General features: G+C 67.1%; 14 protein-coding genes and 2 tRNA genes. 8 read left to right on the plus strand and 8 right to left on the minus strand.

Annotated features, from left to right (window positions below; genetic code table 11):
* The first annotated feature begins 58 nt into the window (after window positions 1-58).
* The 5 genes from OXG83_09975 (at window position 59) to OXG83_09995 (ending at window position 5,370) form a co-directional block, all read left to right on the plus strand.
* A tRNA-Glu gene (locus OXG83_09975) sits at window positions 59-135 on the plus strand.
* A 192-nt stretch (window positions 136-327) separates the two neighbouring features.
* A complete protein-coding gene (locus OXG83_09980) occupies window positions 328-1,602 on the plus strand; it encodes a serine hydrolase (protein MCY3965359.1) in 1,275 nt (424 codons plus the stop codon).
* An 18-nt stretch (window positions 1,603-1,620) separates the two neighbouring features.
* Window positions 1,621-3,603, plus strand: coding sequence for a PQQ-binding-like beta-propeller repeat protein (locus tag OXG83_09985; protein MCY3965360.1), 1,983 nt, complete (start codon window positions 1,621-1,623; stop codon window positions 3,601-3,603).
* A complete protein-coding gene (locus OXG83_09990) occupies window positions 3,600-4,037 on the plus strand; it encodes a cupin domain-containing protein (GenBank protein MCY3965361.1) in 438 nt (145 codons plus the stop codon). Before OXG83_09985 ends, OXG83_09990 begins: the two co-directional genes overlap by 4 nt.
* Window positions 4,038-4,128: 91 nt before the next feature.
* Window positions 4,129-5,370: a hypothetical protein gene (locus tag OXG83_09995; protein MCY3965362.1), complete on the plus strand. Its 1,242-nt coding sequence runs from the start codon at window positions 4,129-4,131 to the stop codon at window positions 5,368-5,370.
* A 65-nt stretch (window positions 5,371-5,435) separates the two neighbouring features.
* On the opposite strand, the gene OXG83_10000 is transcribed toward OXG83_09995, so the two are convergent.
* Together OXG83_10000 and OXG83_10005 are read right to left on the minus strand one after the other, a co-directional pair.
* Window positions 5,436-7,472: a PQQ-binding-like beta-propeller repeat protein gene (locus OXG83_10000; GenBank protein MCY3965363.1), complete on the minus strand. Its 2,037-nt coding sequence runs from the start codon at window positions 7,470-7,472 to the stop codon at window positions 5,436-5,438.
* A 3-nt stretch (window positions 7,473-7,475) separates the two neighbouring features.
* A complete protein-coding gene (locus tag OXG83_10005; GenBank protein MCY3965364.1) occupies window positions 7,476-8,234 on the minus strand; it encodes an SDR family NAD(P)-dependent oxidoreductase in 759 nt (252 codons plus the stop codon).
* Window positions 8,235-8,286: 52 nt separating this feature from the next.
* On the opposite strand from OXG83_10005, the gene OXG83_10010 reads away from it, so the two are divergent.
* On the plus strand, window positions 8,287-9,174 hold the full coding sequence (locus OXG83_10010; protein MCY3965365.1) for a TauD/TfdA family dioxygenase: 888 nt from the start codon (window positions 8,287-8,289) through the stop codon (window positions 9,172-9,174).
* 29 nt (window positions 9,175-9,203) lie between these two features.
* On the opposite strand, the gene OXG83_10015 is transcribed toward OXG83_10010, so the two are convergent.
* Genes OXG83_10015 through OXG83_10030 form a run of 4 tightly spaced genes read right to left on the minus strand, consistent with a single transcriptional unit; the run spans window position 9,204 to window position 14,486 of the window.
* On the minus strand, window positions 9,204-10,028 hold the full coding sequence (locus OXG83_10015; protein MCY3965366.1) for a DUF1080 domain-containing protein: 825 nt from the start codon (window positions 10,026-10,028) through the stop codon (window positions 9,204-9,206).
* A gap of 1 nt (window position 10,029) precedes the next feature.
* On the minus strand, window positions 10,030-13,899 hold the full coding sequence (locus OXG83_10020) for a HEAT repeat domain-containing protein (protein ID MCY3965367.1): 3,870 nt from the start codon (window positions 13,897-13,899) through the stop codon (window positions 10,030-10,032).
* Between the two features lie 14 nt (window positions 13,900-13,913).
* Entirely contained in the window at window positions 13,914-14,204 is a 291-nt protein-coding gene (locus OXG83_10025) for a CopG family antitoxin (GenBank protein ID MCY3965368.1), read from the minus strand.
* 6 nt (window positions 14,205-14,210) lie between these two features.
* Window positions 14,211-14,486 (minus strand): BrnT family toxin, encoded by a 276-nt coding sequence (locus OXG83_10030; GenBank protein MCY3965369.1) that lies wholly within the window; start codon window positions 14,484-14,486, stop codon window positions 14,211-14,213.
* Window positions 14,487-14,660: 174 nt separating this feature from the next.
* On the opposite strand from OXG83_10030, the gene OXG83_10035 reads away from it, so the two are divergent.
* Window positions 14,661-14,734, plus strand: a tRNA-Glu gene (locus tag OXG83_10035).
* A gap of 446 nt (window positions 14,735-15,180) precedes the next feature.
* Window positions 15,181-15,420 (plus strand): hypothetical protein, encoded by a 240-nt coding sequence (locus tag OXG83_10040; protein MCY3965370.1) that lies wholly within the window; start codon window positions 15,181-15,183, stop codon window positions 15,418-15,420.
* A 288-nt stretch (window positions 15,421-15,708) separates the two neighbouring features.
* Here OXG83_10040 and OXG83_10045 read toward each other — a convergent pair whose 3' ends face one another.
* Window positions 15,709-16,785 (minus strand): nucleoside hydrolase, encoded by a 1,077-nt coding sequence (locus OXG83_10045; GenBank protein ID MCY3965371.1) that lies wholly within the window; start codon window positions 16,783-16,785, stop codon window positions 15,709-15,711.
* Between the two features lie 20 nt (window positions 16,786-16,805).
* On the minus strand, window positions 16,806-18,224 hold the full coding sequence (locus OXG83_10050; protein MCY3965372.1) for an amidohydrolase: 1,419 nt from the start codon (window positions 18,222-18,224) through the stop codon (window positions 16,806-16,808).
* Window positions 18,225-18,355 lie beyond the last annotated feature (131 nt).

Here is an 18,355-nt window from a genome sequence, read left to right on the forward strand (position 1 = left end):
AGGGGATATACTCCGCGGCTCGACAGCGGTCGGCACCGCAGCCACGGCCCGATTCCGCGTCCCCATCGTCTAGCCAGGTCAGGACTCCAGCCTTTCAAGCTGGCAACACGGGTTCGAATCCCGTTGGGGACACCATCGCGCCAGAGGCGCGAAGGCGGCCCCAACGGGATCTCGGCGGCGCGGCCGCGCCTCTGGCGCGGACGCGTGCGAACGAATCCCGTTCAGCACGAAGCACCAACGCCTCGATGGGCGCGAGGGCGGCCCCAGCGGGATTGGGTCGGCGCTAAGCTGCACGTTTGATCGATCCTCTAGGTGAAGGAGTTGCCGATGCGCGCCAATAGTGCCCGTGACGGCGCCTGCCTGCGGTGGCTGGCGACGTTCGTCCTCGTCTTCCTGCTCGCGGTCGCGACGGCCGGAGCCCAGGTGCCCGCCGGGGCGCCGGAGGACGTGGGGTTGTCCGCGGAACGTCTCGAGCGAATCGGCGAGATGATCCAGCGCGCCATCGACGCGAAGCAGATCTCCGGCGCCGTCACCGTCGTCGCGCGGCGCGGCCGCGTCGCCCACTTCGAGGCGCGAGGCCTCATGGACATCGAGACGAACGCCCCGATGCGCAAGGACGCCATCTTCCCGATCGCCTCGATGACGAAGCCGGTAACCGCCGTCGCCATCCTGATCCTCGTCGAAGAGGGGAAGGTCCGTCTGTCGGATCCGGTGTCCCGCTTCATTCCGGAGTTCAGGGACACGAAGGTCGCGATGCCGCGATCGGACGCCGCAGGCGAGGAAGGCGACATCTACACGGTGCCGGCGAAGCGCGAGGTCACGGTGCACGATCTGATCACCCACACGTCGGGTCTGGGCAGCCGCGGCGCGGCACGCGAGGCGACGGCGCGCATCGCCCCTCGCGATCCGACCGGCACGGTCGCGGACTGGGCGGCTGCGCTCGGAGCGGCCCCCCTCGCCTTCCATCCGGGCACCCGCTGGGCGTACAGCCCGCTGGCGGGGATCGACACGCTGGGGCGCATCGTCGAGGTCGCCTCGGGTCTGACGTTCGACGAGTTCCTGCGGCTGCGGGTCTTCGAGCCCCTGGGAATGAAGGACACCGCCTTCGACGTGCCGGAGGACAAGAAGCGGCGCGTCGTGACGCTGTACATTCGCACCCCCGACGGCCTCGAACTCCGCCCGGAGCTGCCGGAATGGCTGGCCACGACGACGTTGCACGGGGGTGCCGGCGGTCTCTGGTCGACGGCCGAAGACTACCTGCACTTCGCCCAGATGCTGGTCAACGGCGGGGAGCTGAACGGCACGCGGCTGCTGGGCTCCCGGACCGTCGAACTGATGGGGTCGAACCACGTCGGCGACCTGTACGAGAAGGCGAGGAGCCCTGGGATGGGGTTCGGACTGGCCGTGGACGTCGTGCTCGACGGCGTCGCGGCCCGCGGTGACCACCGGTCCACCGGCAGCTTCGGCTGGGGTGGCGCGTTCGGCACCAGCTACTGGGTCGATCCGCAGGAGGACCTGACCGCGGTTCTCATGGTGCAGACGCCGGGCGGTGTGCCCCGGGCCGACTTCCAGAATGCCGTGATGCAGGCGATCGTCGACTGACCCGGTACTTTGGATCGGATGATCTGGTTCAGTTCGAAAGTCGGTGCCTTCGATGTTCGGCCTCGCGCCAGGAGTCTGACCCTGGTCGCGTGCGCCGGCGCGCTGGTGCTCGGGTCGACCCTGGCGGCCCAAGAGGGCGAGTGGCCGTACTTCGGCGGTGACCGCACCTTCAAGCGCTACTCGCCGCTCGACCGGATCGACGCCTCGAACGTCGGCGATCTGCGCATCGTGTGGCGACGGCCGGGTCTGGAACCGGAGCTCAAGGAGGAGTTCCCCGAGCTGCGTCCGGGCAACAACCTGCGGTCGACGCCCATCATGGTCGAAGGTCGCCTCTTTCTGACCAACCTCGTCGGCCTGCTGCGCGCCGTCGACCCGGCGAGCGGCGAGACCCTGTGGTCTCAGGCGCCGTTCGAGCCGACGATCGAGGAGGCACGCGGCTTGAGCCCACGGGGCGTCGACCTCTGGACCGGCGGCGAGAAGGAACGACTGTTCCTCGCACGCGGTAACTACCTGTACTCGGTCGACGCCTCGAGTGGCGAGCTCGACGCGGACTTCGGCGACCAGGGACGCGTCAGCCTCCGCCTCCCGGGACCGCTTGCCGGCGATTTCACCTGGACTGCCGGGCCGATCGTCGTGGGCGATGTCGTCGTGACCGCCGGATTCACCGGCGGCGCCGGCGACGGCGGCAACATGCGGGAAGCGACGCCGGAGGATGTACGCGGCTACGACGTCCGCACGGGCCGCCGGCTGTGGACGTTCCACGTCGTGCCGCGGCCGGGCGAGCCGGGGAACGAGACCTGGGGCGACGGCTCGTGGGAGTACTCGGGTGACCTCGGGTCGTGGTGCTGCCTGTCGGCCGACGAGGAACTGGGCCACGTCTACGTCCAGCTCTCGGCCCCGACCGCGGCGTACTACGGCGGCCACCGGCCCGGCGACAACCTGTACTCCAACTCACTCGTGGCGCTCAACGCCAGGACGGGCGAGCGGGTCTGGCACTTTCAGATGGTCCGCCACGACGTCTGGGAATGGGACACGGTCGGTCCGGCGACCCTCGGCGAGATCACGGTCGACGGGAGGCGAATCGACGCCGTCATGCAGCCCTCGAAAACCGGCTTCCTCTACGTCTTCGATCGCCGTACCGGGGAGCCGGTGTGGCCGATCGAGGAGAGGGCCGTGCCCGGCTCACGAGTCCCCGGGGAACGACTGTCGCCGACCCAGCCGTTTCCGACAAAGCCGCCGCCTTTCGACCGGCAGGGATTCGTCGAGGACGACCTGATCGACTTCACGCCGGAGCTCCGGGCGCGGGCCCTGGAACTCGTCAAGCCCTTCCGTCTCGGTCCGATCTTCACGCCGCCCGGCCTGATGGACGACGAGCAGGGGAAGATCGGCACGCTGACGAATCCGGGTGCGTGGGGAACCGGGAACTGGCACACCGGCGCCTTCGACCCCGAGACCGGCGTGTACTACGCCGTGTCCCACACCTGGCCGAGCGTGTACTCCCTGACAAAACCGGAAGCCGACGACGCGACGCTCGGCTACGTGATCGGCTACGACGCTCCCGATGTACCCACCCTCGACGGCCTCCCGATCGTCAAGCCACCCTATGGTCGGATCACCGCAATCGACATGCATCGCGGCGAGCACGTGTGGATGGCGGCCAACGGCGACGGGCCGCGAGACCATCCCCTGCTCGAGGGCCTCGACGTGCCGCCGCTGGGGGTCGCCGGGCGGCCGGCACCGCTTGTGACGAAAACGCTGCTGTTCATCGGTGAAGGCAGCGATGCCATCCCCGGCATCGAGGGGGAAGAAGGCCGCTACTGGGGCAGGAAGTTCCGCGCCTACGACAAGTCCACGGGCGAAGTGGTGTGGGAAACGGAGCTGCCCTCCGGCACCACGGGCGCGCCGATAACCTACTTGCACGAAGGTCGTCAATTCATCGTCGTCGCGATCGGCGGCAACGAGTCCCCGGCGGAATTCGTGGCATTCGGAGTCCACCCATGAAGAGAAGAGTCCTGATCATCCTCTGTGCGACAGTCCTCGGGGGTTCCATGATGGCTGCAAGCGACGAGACCGTTCGGCCGGCGAAGATCAGCAAGCCGGAGCTCGGCGGCAAGATCTTCGAGCGCCCGGACGTGGTCGAGCAGACCCACGCCGACGGCCATGTGACGCAGACGGCCACATCGCTGGTCTCGAGCGACAGGAGCTTCTCATCAGGCATGTACAAGTCCGGGAAGACACGGATCGAGATCACTCAGCCGTACGGTGTCGACGAGTTCATGTACTTCCTCGAAGGCGGCGTCACCCTGACGTCCTCAGACGGGACGGAGCTCGTGATCAACGCCGGTGAGGCGGTGACGGTGCCGAAAGAGTGGACCGGAGTCTTCGAAACGGACGGCTACACGAAGATCTGGGTCATCTACTCCTCGCGTGAGTAGACAGGGTGCAGCCGCCGCGCTCCTGTTCGCCGCATCGGCGTTGCTGTTGGTTGCCACGCTCGGGTGCTCCGTTCCAGCCCAGGACGGGACGGTGAGTCGATCGGACCCGACCGGGGAGTCGAGACCGGAGCGTCTCGCGCGAGTGATCCGCGAGTACGACGCCCAGGGGATCCACCGAACCGGCACCGAGGTCGACACCACCTCGGCACACTGGCTAGCCGATCTGGTGCGCGAAGCCGGAGTCGAGCCGCAGCTCGAGGCGCTGGACTTCGAACGCACCGACACCGTGAGCGCGTTCGTCGAGATCGCCGAGGAGGACGGCTCAACCAGCCGCTACGAGGGCATCCCGCTCATCGACTCCGCCGAGACGACCGACGAGAGTGGCATCACGGGAATCCTGGGTGCTCCAGGAAGCGACGCGGACATCGTGGCTGCGCGCTGGCCGCCGACGGTTCAGTACCTGCCTCTGTTCCACGAGGTGCGCACGGCGCCGGAGGTCCGCGGTCTGGTGATCGTCACGGGCGGTTCCGAGTTCGATCTGCCGCCTGACGTTCCGCGCCCGCCCCGGTTTCCGGCTGGTTACGCACTGATCAATGCCGACCGCTATCTCGAGCCCTACGGTCACCCGGTGCTGCAACTGCCAAGCGAGGCGGGACCGGGCCTCGTCGCTGCCCGTGAGCGGGCGGCGAAGGCACGGCTGGTGGTCGCGGTGGAACGCGTGCCGACTCGCGTCTACAACGTCACCGCCACGGTACCGGGTCGCGAGGCCGAAGCCGCGCCGATCGTGGTGATGACCCCGCGGAGTGGCTGGTGGCAGGTGGCGTCAGAGAGGGGCGGGGGTCTCGCGCTCTGGGTCGAGCTGCTGCGCGCGCTGCGTGCCGAACCCCCTCGCCGTACCGTGCACTTCGTCGCCTCGACCGGCCACGAGCTCGGTCACGTCGGGCTCGACCACTTCCTGGAGTCCCGCCAGGATCTGATCGGTGGCGCCCACCTCTGGCTCCACCTGGGCGCCAACTTCGCTGCCGCCGTTGGCGGCAACATCCGCCTGCAGGCGTCGAGTGACTCGCTGATGGAGAGGGCGCTGGAGGCGATGAGCAGAGAGGGTGTCGAGCCCGGCGTCCTGACTCCGGTGTCTGATCGCCCCTTCGGCGAGGCGCGTGCGATCTTCGACGGCGGTGGCAGCTACCTGTCGCTGCTCGGCAGCAACGGTCTGTTTCACCATCCCGACGACCGTTGGCCCGGGTCGGTCGACCTGGACACCCTGGAGAAACTGGTCGACGCCTTCGTCGCGCTCACCGTCGAGATCGCGTCCGGGGGGAACGGTTCTTTCTGACACCTCGTGCCACCAGCGCCTCCCAATCGCACACCTAGGGCGAGGCCCTGCGACGCCGGTCTAGATCACAATCCTCCCGGCGAGCGGAGCGCCAGGGCGAGGACCCGGGCCTGGGTTCCCCCGCCGCCGATCATCGGGCGCCCTCCACCCACGCTGACGGCGAGATACTGCCGGCCATCTACCTGGTAGGTAATGAGGTTCGAGTTGGGCGAGTCCGGGAGCTCGATGCCGCCGAGGTAGGCGCCGCTCTTCTTGTCATACACGCTGATCTCGGGCGGTCGATCTGGTGTCCGCGGGCTGCCGCCGGTCGTGTTCTCCGCACTCTGAGTCACGAAGAGCAGGGTCCTGGTGACCAGCGGCGCCGCTCTGCCGGGCCTGCCGAGTCGACCGAGACCGAGCTCCCGGAGCGCGGGGTGGTTGCGCGGCCCCTCGCCGTGCGCCGCCACCCAGGCATGCTCGCCGGTGACGAGATCGATGGCGGTGATGCGGCTGTAGGGCGGTTTCACCAGCGGCAGGCCACGAGGACCCCGGATGCCGTCGAACCAGCGCCTCGGCGTGTAGCGCATGTTCGAGCGATTGGGATCCGGCGTGGTCAGTGACACGGTAACCGGCCGTGTGTGGGACGGTACGTAGATCAGGCCGTTCTCCGGGTCGACGGCGGCGCCGGTCCAGTTGGTCCCCCCGCCGTCGGCCGGGAGCTGAATCGTCGGTTTGCCGTCGCCCTCCAGACGCGGGGGCGTGTAGAGCGGTACCAGCTCGTAGTCGGCCGCGATCTCCAGTGCCTCTCGACGAAGCTCCGGCGAGAAGTCGATGAGATCGTCCTCGGTGATCCCCTGGCGGTCGTAGGCCGCCGGCCTGGTGGGGAACGGCTGGGTCGGTGAAGCGCGATCTCCCGGCGCCGCCTCTGTCGGCACCGGCTTCTCTTCGATCGGCCACAACGGCTCGCCGGTCTCGGCGTCGAAGACGAAGAGGAAGGCCTGTTTCGTCGGCTGCGCCACCGCCTTGACCAGCTTGTCTCCGACCTTCACATCGATCCGCGTGGGCGCCGTCGGCAGATCGTAGTCCCACAAGCCGTGGTGCACCATCTGGAAGTGCCAGCGCTTCTCTCCGGTCTCGCAATCCACAGCCACCAGGCTCTCGGCGAACAGGTTGTCGCCCAGCCGGTGACCGCCATAGAGGTCGTTGGTCGGTGTCGAGATCGGCAGGTAGGCGAGGCCGAGCTCTTCGTCCACCGTGATCATCGACCAGACGTTGGTGCCTCCCGTGTACTCCCACGAACCGTCCTCCCACGTCTCGTGGCCTTCTTCACCCGGCTGGGGGATCGTGTGGAAAACCCAGGCCACCTCGCCACTCTCGACATGGTAGGCGCGCACATGCCCGGGGGGCGCTTCCTTGCGGGTTGGAGCATCGGACACGATCGAGCCGACGATCACGACGTCACGACACACCGAGGGCGGCGAGCTGTGGGTCGTCCTCGACTCGGTGACCTCGCGACCGAGATCCCTGGTCATATCCACCGCGCCGTAACTGCCGAAGTCGGGGTCCGGCTTGCCGGTCATGGCGTCGAGCGAGAGCAGGCGGCGGTCGTGGGTCGGCATCAACACGCGCTTCTTGCCGCCGCGTTGCCAGTAGGCCACGCCCCGATGCTGAAAGCCCATGTTCGCCGGCCGCCCGGCCTCCCAACTCTGGGGATCGTAGCTCCACAGCGGCTCGCCGGAGGCCGCGTCGATGGCCGCAACCTGTCCGAGAGCGGTGCTCACGTACATGCGCCCGTCGATCACGACCGGAACGGCCTTGAAGGGTCCCGGGCGAACCCGCGTGGGCAGTCCGGCCTCCCCGGCAAGAATGACGGCGAACGCGTCCTCCCGATCAGCGGCCTCTTCACCGCCTTTCTGCGCGGCTTCAAGCCGTTCCGTGAGTCGCGCGTCGACCGATTCCCAGGTCCAGACAACTTCGACCTGGTCGAAGTTGTCGGCGTCGATCTGGTCGAGAGGCGAGTACTTGCTGTTGCCGCCATCGTTGCCGAAGCGCGGCCAGTCGACACTCTCGCCGGCGCCGACGGCGGCGAGAAGCAGCGTCGCGGCGACGGCGATGACCGTCACCAATCAGTTCCACCAGGGCTTGTCGTTGTACGCACGCACGTCTAGCTCGAAAGTCCACGTCGATCGATGCTGCCGGACGAGATGGACGTAGGTCTCCGCCACCTGCTCGGGCAGGATGAGGCCGTCGGCCGCTCCCTTCGTGCTTCGGAGGGCTTCGAAGCGCTCGGGCCCAAGCATCTTGCCCAGCGTGTCCGGTGCGTCGACCGTTCCATCCACAAGCACATGAGCCACATGAATGCCCTTTGGGGCGAACTCGGCGTTCAGCGTCTGGCAGAGCATGCGGCGGCCCCCCATCGCGGCCGCGTGCGAGTGCTGCCCGGCGTTGCCGCGGGCCGCGGCCGTGGCGGAGGTGACGATGAGCGTTCCATGGCCACGCTCGACCATCCGCGGGCAGAGCGCGGAGGCCGTGCGGAAGAGCCCGAACGTCGCCATGCGCCAACCGAGTTCGAAGGCCTTGTAGCTGGTATCGGTGAGGTCCCGGTTGCCGATCTGGGCGCCGAGGTTGTAGATCAGCACTTCGATCGGCCCGATCTCCTCCTCCACGTGGACGATCTGATCCTCGATGGCGTTCTCCTTGACAGCGTTCAGGAGAAAGCCGGTCGCCTCGCCTCCCTCCTCGTGAATGCCGGCGACCAGGGCGTTCAGCCCGTCTTCGTCGCTCCGGCGGCAGAGAACCGCGTGGTACCCCTCGCGAGCAAACCTCCTGCCCGCGGTACCGCCGATTCCGGCGCCGGCGCCCATGACAAAGCAAACTGGTTTCATCGTCCTTCCTCCATCGGTGGCCGGCGGATCGTATGCCAGAATGACCGGCATCATGACCGTACAAGCAGCTTTCGAGACGCGCCCCGACGTGGGGCCCGCCGCAGCCCCCATCGGGATCCGACCCCTGACCCCTCACATCGGCGCGGAGATCGAGGGAGTCGACCTGTCCCGGCCGCTCTCACAGTCCCAGCAGGACGAGATCAGACGGGCCTGGCTGGACTGGCAGGTGCTCGTCTTCCGCGACCAGGAACTCACCCGCGAGCAACACAAGGACTTCGGCCGGACCTTCGGCCCGCTGCACGTCCACCCCTTGCACACGAGCGCCGAGTACCAGGGCGGGCACGACCCGGAGATCCTCGTCATCAAGACCACCCAGAAGTCGAAGCACACGTCGGGTGACGGCTGGCACACCGACGTCTCGTGCGACGAGAAACCGCCGATGGCGTCGATGCTCTACATCAAGGAGATTCCCGAGTGCGGCTCAGGCGGCGACACGCTCTTCGCCGACATGTACCGTGCCTACGAGACGCTTTCGGAGCGGATGCAGAACTTCCTCGAGGGCCTAGTGGCGGTTCACGACGGTGCACTGCCCTACATCGGAAAGTACGCCTACGCACCTCCCGAGGGAAAGACGTACCCAAGGACCGAGCACCCGGTGGTGATCCGCCATCCCGAGACGGACCGCAAGGCCCTGTTCGTCAACAGCGGTTTCACCTCGCACATCCGCCACATGCGTCGATGGGAGAGCCGGGGCCTGCTCGACATGCTGTTCAGGCACATCGCCACCACCGTCTCCCTGACCTGTCGCGTGCGCTGGGAGCCCAACACCCTCACCCTCTGGGACAACCGCTGCACCCAGCATCACGCCGTGTGGGACTACTACCCGCAGTCACGCTTCGGCGAGAGGGTCTCGATCGTGGGTGACCGCCCCGTCGCCTAGCGGCTTAGTCCTCGACGACGACTGCCGGGTTACTTCCCGGAACCGGTCTTCTTCAGCAGAAGGTCCTTGAACTCGACGCGCATCCCCGCGTCGTGGATCTGCAGGCCGATGGCGCCCTTGTCCAGGCGTTCTTCCTTCGAGTTGTCGGTGAACTCGGAGGCGAGCTTCCCGTTGATGAAGAACTGGTAGTGCCGTCCCCTGGCGACGACGCGGACCCTGTTCCAGCCACCACGCGTGATGTCGCTCTCCCTCACGGCGTCCTCGATCTCGGTGGTGTGCGTCGTTCCGTCCGGATCGATCACCAGGCTCGTTCCGCGGAAGCACGCGTACTCTTCGCGCGCGACGAAGTGGAAGTCCCACGCGCCGAGAATGTGCGGCCCGATACCCAGGTGGCCGAGATCCGCGTGGTAGCCCACGAACGGCCGCTTGCCGCTCGGGTCCTTCACGGCGTGGATCTGGATTCCGCTGTTGCCGTGGCCGGGAAAGCGGTAGCTTGCCTCCAGCTCGAAGTCCGTCAGCTCGACATCGTCGTAGACGAGATAGACGAGACGGTCCACGCTGCCCTCGCCGACGATCATGCCGTCTTCGACGGACCAGTCGGCGATGGAGTCGGCCGGCACCGCGTGCCAACGGTCCAGCGTTTCGCCGTCGAACATGGGGACGAAGCCCGCGTCCTCCTGCTCTTGCGCCGTCGCGGCCCACGCGGTGGCGGGTAGGAGGACAACCACGGCAATGACAACTCTCAACATCTTCTTCTTCACCTGTGCCAGGAGCTTGCGCGGCAGGAAACTGGGTGCGCCGGCGTCACCGCCGGCATCCGGCGCGAAAGCGCCGGCTTCTGGACCTCCTGCCACGCTAACTCCTCGTTCCCAGCGTCGTGACGTACTTGAAGAGGTCCAGGAGCTGGGCCTGTGACAGCAACGACGTCAGGCCGGTGGGCATCGGGCTTCCCGTCTCACGAACTTCCTCGATCTCTTCCGCCTTGATCGTGACCAGTTCCCCCGTGGCGAGGTCCTGGATCACGAGATCGCCGGTCGTTGAACTCTCCTGCGTCCAGCGCTTGTACCCCTGGTAGATCGCGGAGTCGCGGGTCGTGATCTCCAGTGCGGTGAATCCTTCCTTGATCTCACGATTCGGCCACAGCGTCTCTTCGATGATCCGTTCGGCCGTCAGAGTCGTGCCGACCGCGGTCAGGCTCGGCCCGATAGCGCCTCCCTCCTCGCCGACCTGGTGGCAGGAGTCACAGCCGAAGTCGACGAAGAGCACGGCGCCCCTCTCGGCATCACCCCGCTCCGTCGCGAACTCCGCAAGGCTCTTCACCAGGCCGGCGTCGTAGTCGAGCTCGAGTGAGTCCGCTCCGCTCGCGGCGTTGAGCGCGGCCAGTAGGACACTGTCGTAACGACCGCTCGCATAGAAGGAACGGAGCAGCGACTTCGCGGCGTCGTGCCCGAGGCCACCCGACTCGATCGCCGCGGTCAGCGCCGGCACGCCGCCCTCGCGGTTGAGGAACGCGACGAGAGCCCGGGTGGCGGTGGCGTTGTCCAAGCCAGGTTCCCCGAACAGTCTGACCGCAGACTTCGCCGCCGCTCTCGCGTCGAGGACGACGAGCGCTTCGATCGCCGACACCCGCAGCGTGGGCGCGTGCGGTGCGTCGGCATGGGCCGCGAGCAGTTCTTTCCCGCCCTCGGCCCCGAGGCCTGCCAACGCGCCGAACGCGGCGGCCCGCACGAACGTAGGCAACGAGTCGTCCCTGGCCATCGCGAACAGACTCTCCCGCGTGTCCCCGGCCCGCCAGACCCCGGCCAGGGTAGCGGCATTGGCGCGGAGTTCGAGACTCGGGTGCGCCATCATCTTCGCCAGACCCCAGGGCTGATCGTGCGGCTCGAGACTTCCGGTTCGCGTCGCCCTGACGGCGGCGGCCAGGATCCGTGCATGTGCGTCGGCGTCGTACCTCCCGCCGCTCACATAGCGATCCGGCATGAGGACGAACTCCTCGATCTCTTCCTTTCCACCGACCGCCAGGAGATTCTCGATCGCGCTCAGACGCGTGTCTTCGTCCAGGTGGTAGGACAACGCGATGCTGCGCAGATCCGCGATTCGCTCCCTTCCCCCCGCGCGGTTGAGCACCTCGGCGAGATGGGCCGACTCGGCGAAGTGGAGGTCTCCGCGCTCGTGCGCCGCTTCCCAGTGCGGCTTGAGGTGCTGGATCGCCTGCGAGAAGACGTACTCCATCGAGTCGTCCATCGGGCGGTCCACGGCGCGCGCGACGACGGTGATGGACTCCGGCTGCGGAATCGCGGCAGCCGCGGCAACCGCCTCCATCCGCACCTGCGCGTCGTCGTCTTCCACGCGCCTGACAAGGAGCGCCAGCGGATCCTCCAGGCGATCGTGCCATCGGCCCACGATGCGCGAAGCGAAAGCGCGTCCGCCCGGCTTCTCCGCCTCCAGTAACTTCGCCAGGACCGCCGGCGCGGGGACCTCGATCGTGGCGTAAGCGCCGACCGCCTCGTAGAGGTGGCGCTCGTGGTCCGCGGCTTCCGGATCCAGGCTCGCGACCCACGCTCCGAGAGCCGTCGCGACCTTCTCCGTGTCGCGGCGGGTGAGCTCACGCTTCACCTGATAGCGCGTCCAGCTCTCCGGCGCCTCGAGGGCGGCGACGACCTCGTCCAGCGGCGCGTCGAGCAGCTTCGGAGCCTTCACAAGGGGCGCCGAGGTAGCAGTGATCCGCCAAATCCGGCCATGCGCCTTGTCGCGCGACGGATCACGGTACTCGTCGTCCTGGTGGCAGATGATCGGGTTGTACCAGTCGACCACGTAGACGGCGCCGTCGGGCCCGACCTTCACGTCGATCGGACGGAAGTTCCGGTGGCTCGAGTGGATGAGCGGTTCTTCCCACTTCAGAGTTGCCCCTGAACCGTCGGCCGCGACGGAAAACCGCTTCACGCGATTCGCCTGGTAGTCGCCGATCGCGAACTGGCCCCGGTACTCCGGCGGAAGGTGGCGACCGTCGAGATAGCCGATACCGGCGTAGCCGCCGGGCTCGCCGATCGTGTCGAGGCGGCGCCGGTGAGTGGTCGGGATCTGGCCGAGGGAAAGATGCGTTACGCCGCCCGCGCCGTCGACGCTGAAGATCTGTCCCCATTCACCGAACGCAATGCCCCAGGGATTGCCGGGGCCCATGAAGTCGTACAGAAGAGAGTGCATCTGGAGCAGGCGCGGACGCAGACGGAAGAACCCGGATTGGTACAGATCGGCGGAGCCCCAGGGAGTTTCGACCCGCGACTCGATGCCGTCGCCCTGCCCCATGTACAGCTCACCGCCGGGACTCCAGATGAAGGAGTTGACCGCCTGGTGCGTATCGCCCGTTCCGAATCCGCTGAGCAGGACGCGCCGCGTATCCGCTCTTCCATCGCCATCGGTGTCTTCTAGAAAGAGAATCTCACTACCCTGTCCAACGTAGACGCCGCCGTCGCCCAGTTCAATCGCCGTCGGAATGTTCAGCCCTTCCGCGAAGACCGTCGAGCTCTCCGCGACACCGTCGTGGTCGGCATCCTCCAGCACGATGATCTTGTCGTTCGGGACATCCCCGGGGAAGACATGCGGATACGTCGTCGTGACGGTCACGTACGCGCGGCCGGCCGTGTCCCAGCGAATCGCCAGCGGGTTCGTGAGGCCGTCGGCCTCCGACGCGAAGAGATTGACCTTCATGCCGTCCGGCACGGTGAACGAAGCGAGCTCCGCCTCGATTTCCGCGGCCGGGTGGGCGAAGAGCACTTCCGGTTCGGGCCGCTGATGCCCCGGGTCCTGGCCGCCATTGGCCACGGTCCAGACCCGCTCTTCGGCCTTGTCGATCAGGCCGACAAGCTGCTGCCATTCCTCGCGAAAGGAGAGATAGCCGTGGCTCGACCTGGTGAAGCGCCGCGTCGAGTCGTCGCCGTAGAGCAGCTTCCAGTTGGCGGGACGCCAGTAGTCGAACCACAGGCGCTGCTTCTCGACCACCGCCGCATGAAGCGTGGCCAAACGGTCCCATGACGGGACCTCGAAGCCGAGCTTCTGCGCAATCGTCTCCGAGACGTGCCGTAGCGACTCCTCCGTGAGATGCATGCCGTTTTCCGTCAGGCCCGGCGTTGCATCCGAAAAGAGATCGACGAAGAGGAGGCCGCGCTCCGCAGCGATCTTCTTCGTTGCCCGCACGTACCGCGCGAGAGACCGATTGTGATGCGAAAGATCCGGCAGGAACTCGCTCGCCGGCTTCTCGAAGGGCGTCGGGGACACGAGCACGACCCGGTCGGCATGCTTCAGGAATCCGTCGATCAGCGCGTTGTATGCCGACTTGAACGACTCGAGCCCTTCGACTCCCGTCATCGATTCGGCCTTGCCGTATTGCGCAACGACAACCGACGTGCCGACCCGTTCGAGCTGAGCGTCCCAATCGCCGAAGCCGTCTTCGCGCCAGCGCTCCAGCGCGGAGCCTTGCCGGAAGACGGTGTCCGCCTCCCAGGAGAGGTCACGGAACGTGGGATGAACGTCAGCAAAGGCGTCGGTCAGAATGGTCTCGAGAAAGCCCGCCCGCTGCAGATGCACCATGTCCGTGCCGCCGGCGAGCACGACCACCTCGCCTTCGCCCAAGACCAACGGACGTGGCGCCTGCGTGCAGCTCGCCAGGAACACTCCCGACAGAAGCAAGGCCACGGAGAACGAGGGCTGGGAGGCTCTTCTCATCATGCGAGCCGCTTCGGCTACCCAAGCTCCCCGGTGGCGTACTTGTGAAGGATGCTGGAGATGAGAGTCTGGTACGGAACTCCCTCACGAGCCGCCAACCTCTTGATCTCGACCAGGTCGTGGCTCGGCAACCGGATGTTGATTCGCTTGTCCTTGCGGAGCGTCTCGCGGGCCGCGGACACTAGCCTGTCGGCTTCCCGGGACGAGCCCGAAGCTAGTCGGAGGCGGCCTTCCTCGTAGGCTCTCAAGATCTCGCGCTCTTCAGGATCGAGCGCTGCTGAATCGAGCTTCGTCGTGCGTTCGGCCATTGCTGGTCAACTCTCCCTCAGGTACTTCTTCGTCGCCTTCCGACTCGGGATGATCGTCTTGAGGAAGAAGTCACCCGCTTCCGTCTCGACGTAGGGAACTAGGTAGGCGTACTCACCGATCTCGATAACCGCGATCCGCTGGTGGGACCGCTCCGGATCCGGATGATCGAAGACGTCAACCAACGCACCCGATTCGATCAGGGTCGCCACCTCCTCGAAGCTGACCCCGCGCTCGGCGATCAGGCGTCTGTTCTTCGCAGGATCCCAGAGACAACGGGCCATACCGATCGGCGCCTATTGTCGCCGATTGTGTGCCGATCGTCAACACGAACCGTAGCCTGGCGGGAAGCGGCTCCGACCGATGCCCGGGGCGCGATCCTGCAAGCGGCGCCTCCCGTTACGGGTATACTCCGCGGCTCGACAGCGGTCGGCACCGCAGCCACGGCCCGAATCCGCGTCCCCGTCGTCTAGCCAGGTCAGGACTCCAGCCTTTCAAGCTGGCAACACGGGTTCGAATCCCGTTGGGGACACTACAGAGTCTTCGCGGGACTCGGGCCGCCTCGACGTGTGGTGGCCCTCGGGGGAGAACACGGTCTGCCTGCGCGCCGCCCCGTCGGTGATCACCCGGACCCGGCCGCGACGGGTCTCGAACAGCTGCGGCGCGATGACGTTGGCGACGGCGATCGAGTCGTGCTGGTAGGTGACCGGCCGACCCCGGCTCTGCTGGTAGAACCTGGCGTACTGGCGGTTGATGCGCTCGAGAAACGCGCCGGCCCGGCCCCCGTTCTCGCGCAGACGCTCGAGGTACTCGGCGTCCATCGAGCCTTCCTCGTCGTAGGTCACGTCGAGACCCACCATGGTGACCGGCCAGTCGAAGCGGAACACGCTGTCCAGGGCATGGGGATCGTTCCACGCGTTGGCCTCGCCGACGGTGGTCTTGTTGCCGCGCTCGCCGGCGAAGCCGACCGCGCCACCCATGATCACGACCCGCCCCACCTCTTCCACGATGCTCGGCCGGATCAGCTGGGCGAGCAGCAGGTTGGTCGCCGGTCCGACCGCGACGACGGCGATCTCGCCCGGATGGGCGGCGATCGTCCGCGCCAGGTACTCGGGGGCGGAGAGCGACGCCTCGGTGACCGTCGGCGCGATCGCCTCCTCTACGTCCCCCAGGCCGTCGGCGCCGTGGACGAAGGCCGGGGGCTGGGGCGCCGGGTGATGGAGGGGGGCTGCCGCTCCGCGATAGACCTGTGCCGGAATGTCGAACTTCTGCTTGAGGTAGAGGGCGTTGCGGGTCCCCTGGTCGATGTCGGCGTTGCCGAAGACGGTGGTGATGCCGAGCAGGTCGATGGCGGGGGAGTAGTGGGCCAGCAGCACCGCGAAGGCGTCGTCGATGCCGATGTCGACGTCGAGGATCATCTTGTGGCGGCGGGCGGCGCGAGGAGGGCGGCCCGGGCCAGGAAGGAGCGTCGCGAAGAGCCCCGGCCGGCGGGCGGATCCAGCGAGCTCACTCCGGGGTCGCCTGACGCATCATCAGGTCGGCGTAGAGGTCGTAGAAGCGCTCCAGATCGAGGTCGAACTGCACCCAGGCCTTGCGCAGGTCCGGCGGGTGCTGCTGATCGAGCTCCCAGGCCAGGGTGTAGCCGTAGTTGATGCCGTGGTCGATGTCGACATCGACGTACATCTCGCGCTGCTCGGTGATCAACGTCGGATCGAGTAGCGCCGCGACGCTGATCTCGTCCCACATGAAGATCCACGGCACCCAGTCGGGATCGGCGTCGGGTGGGGAAGTACGATGGAACTCCTTGATGTACTGGGCGATCGGGTTCGGCGACTGCCCGATGCGCGCGACCAGCTCCTCGCTGTGGCGGGTCTTGACCGAGATGTCCACCGGCGTGATGGTGATCTTCTTCCACGGGGCACGCAGCACCATCCGCGCGGCCTCCGGGTCCCACATCCAGTTGAACTCCTTCTGGTACTCCGCCTTGTCGATACCGCCGCCCATCAGGACGAGCTCCTTGGCCTTGGCCGGAAGCTCGGGGTCCAGCATCAGGGCCATGGCGATGTTGGTCAGCGGCCCGCCGCCCCAGATCACCACCTCTCCCGGATGCTCGTTGACCGCCTCGACCATGAAGTTGGCGGCGTGGCCGGTCGCCGGCTCGGTGGTGGGCTCGCCCTCGGGCAGCGGCACCCGCTCGTAGGGGCCCGGCATGCCGTCATTCCAGGCGCCCTTGTAGAGATGCTCCCCGTACATCACCTCCCAGCGCTCGGCCTCCGCCTTGCTGTTGAGGAAGGGAAAGACGGCGCCGCGGTAGACCGGGATGTCGGTGCGTCCCGCGATCTCGAGGGCGCGGAGGGTGTGGAGGGTCTCCTGTTCCATCCACAGATCGCCGCTGACGATGGTGATGCCCAGGACCTCGACGTCGGGGGATTGAACGAACATCAGCACCGACTGCATGTCGGTGCTGCACGGCCCCCTGGCGTCCTGGTCGACGATCACCTTGAGCTTCTCGCCCACCGCTGGTGAGCTACCGGCCATCGCGGCCAGCAAAGCCGACAAGAGTACGACTGCGCTTCGTTTCATACACTACTCCCTTGGCCGCGTCAGAGCTTGGCGGCCTCCTCGGCGATCCGGTCGGTGAGCACCCGAACGTCGCGCTTGATCTGCTCGACGTCCACGGTGAGCATTCGCCGGTCTCGCATCACCTGGCGTCCGTGGATGATCACGGTCCGGACGTCGTGCGAGCTCGCGGCGTAGGCCAGGGCCGCGTAGACGTCGTACATCGGGATCATGTTGACCGAGTCCTTGTCGACGATGACGAGGTCGGCGAGCTTGCCGGCCTCGAGCGAGCCGATCCGGTCGTCCATGTCGATCGCCCGCGCCCCGCCGATCGTCGCCATCATCACGACGTCTCGAGCCGGCATCACCCGCCGGTCCAGCTTGGCCAGCTTGTGGAGCTTGGCGGTGTAGCCCAGCAGACCCATCAGGTCGAGCGTGTTGCCGCTCATCGGGCCGTCGGTGCCGAGACCCACGTCGAGTCCGGCCGCGAGCATCTCGAGCACCGGCGCGATGCCCTTGCCGGCCTTGACGTTCGAGACGATGTTGTGGCTCACCCCTACCCTCCGCTCTCGCAGTAGCTCGATGTCGTCGGCGTCGACGAAGATGCAGTGCGCCGCCACCAGTCGATCGTCGAGGAGTCCGACGGAGTCGAGATACTCGACCGGGCTCATCCCGAACTCCTCGTCGATCTTGTCGATCTCGGCCTGGGTCTCCGAGAGGTGGACGAGAACCGGAACGTCGAGCTCACGCGCGGCTACGGCGACCTCCTCGAGGTGCTCTTTGTCCAGGGTGTAGGGGGCATGCGGCGCCAGCGCCGGCGTCACCAGCTCGTCGTCGGCCCATTCGGCGATAAAGCGCCGCGCGTAGGCGAGACCGCCATAGGCCTCGTCCGCGTCGGGTGCCGGGAAACCGATCACCGTCTCACCCACGACGGCGCGCATGCCGACCGCCTTGGCCGCGCGCGCCACGGCGTCTTCGAAGTAGTACATGTCGACGAAGGTCGTGGCGCCGGAGAGCACCATCTCGACGGCCCCGAGCAGCGCCCCCTTGTAGACGTTGTCGGCGTCGACGACCATCGCTTCGAGCGGAAAGATGAAGCGCCGAAGCCGGTCGGGAATGTCGTCTCCCAGACCGCGGAACATGGTCATCGAGGCGTGGGTGTGGGTGTTCACCATCCCCGGCATGACGATGTCGCCGCCGGCGTCGATCGTCTCCTTCGCGGCATAGCGGGTCGCGACCTCGGCACCGCCGACCGCGGCGATCCGGGAACCCGCGATCGCGATCGCGCCACCCTCGATCACCCGGAAGTCGGCGTCCATGGTCACCACCGTGGCGTTGGTGATCACCAGATCGGCGGACTCGGCGCCGCCGGCCGCGACCGACCGATCGCCGTCGGTGCAACCGAGTGTCGCGGCGGCGAGGATCGCCACCAGGGTTGCCGCTGCTGTTCTGCGTCGCCGCAAAGCTGACCTCCGTCGGGGCGCCTGTCGGTATGCGGGTCGTCGCGCGGCGACCCGATCGGCCGGGCGTCGCGCCGTGGAGAAAGACCCTTGCGAGAGCGGCGGCGATTGTAGCAACGGCGCCGGCGCTCGGG

The sequence above is a fragment of the Acidobacteriota bacterium genome, from assembly GCA_026707545.1.
Lineage (GTDB): Bacteria > Acidobacteriota > Thermoanaerobaculia > Multivoradales > Multivoraceae > Multivorans.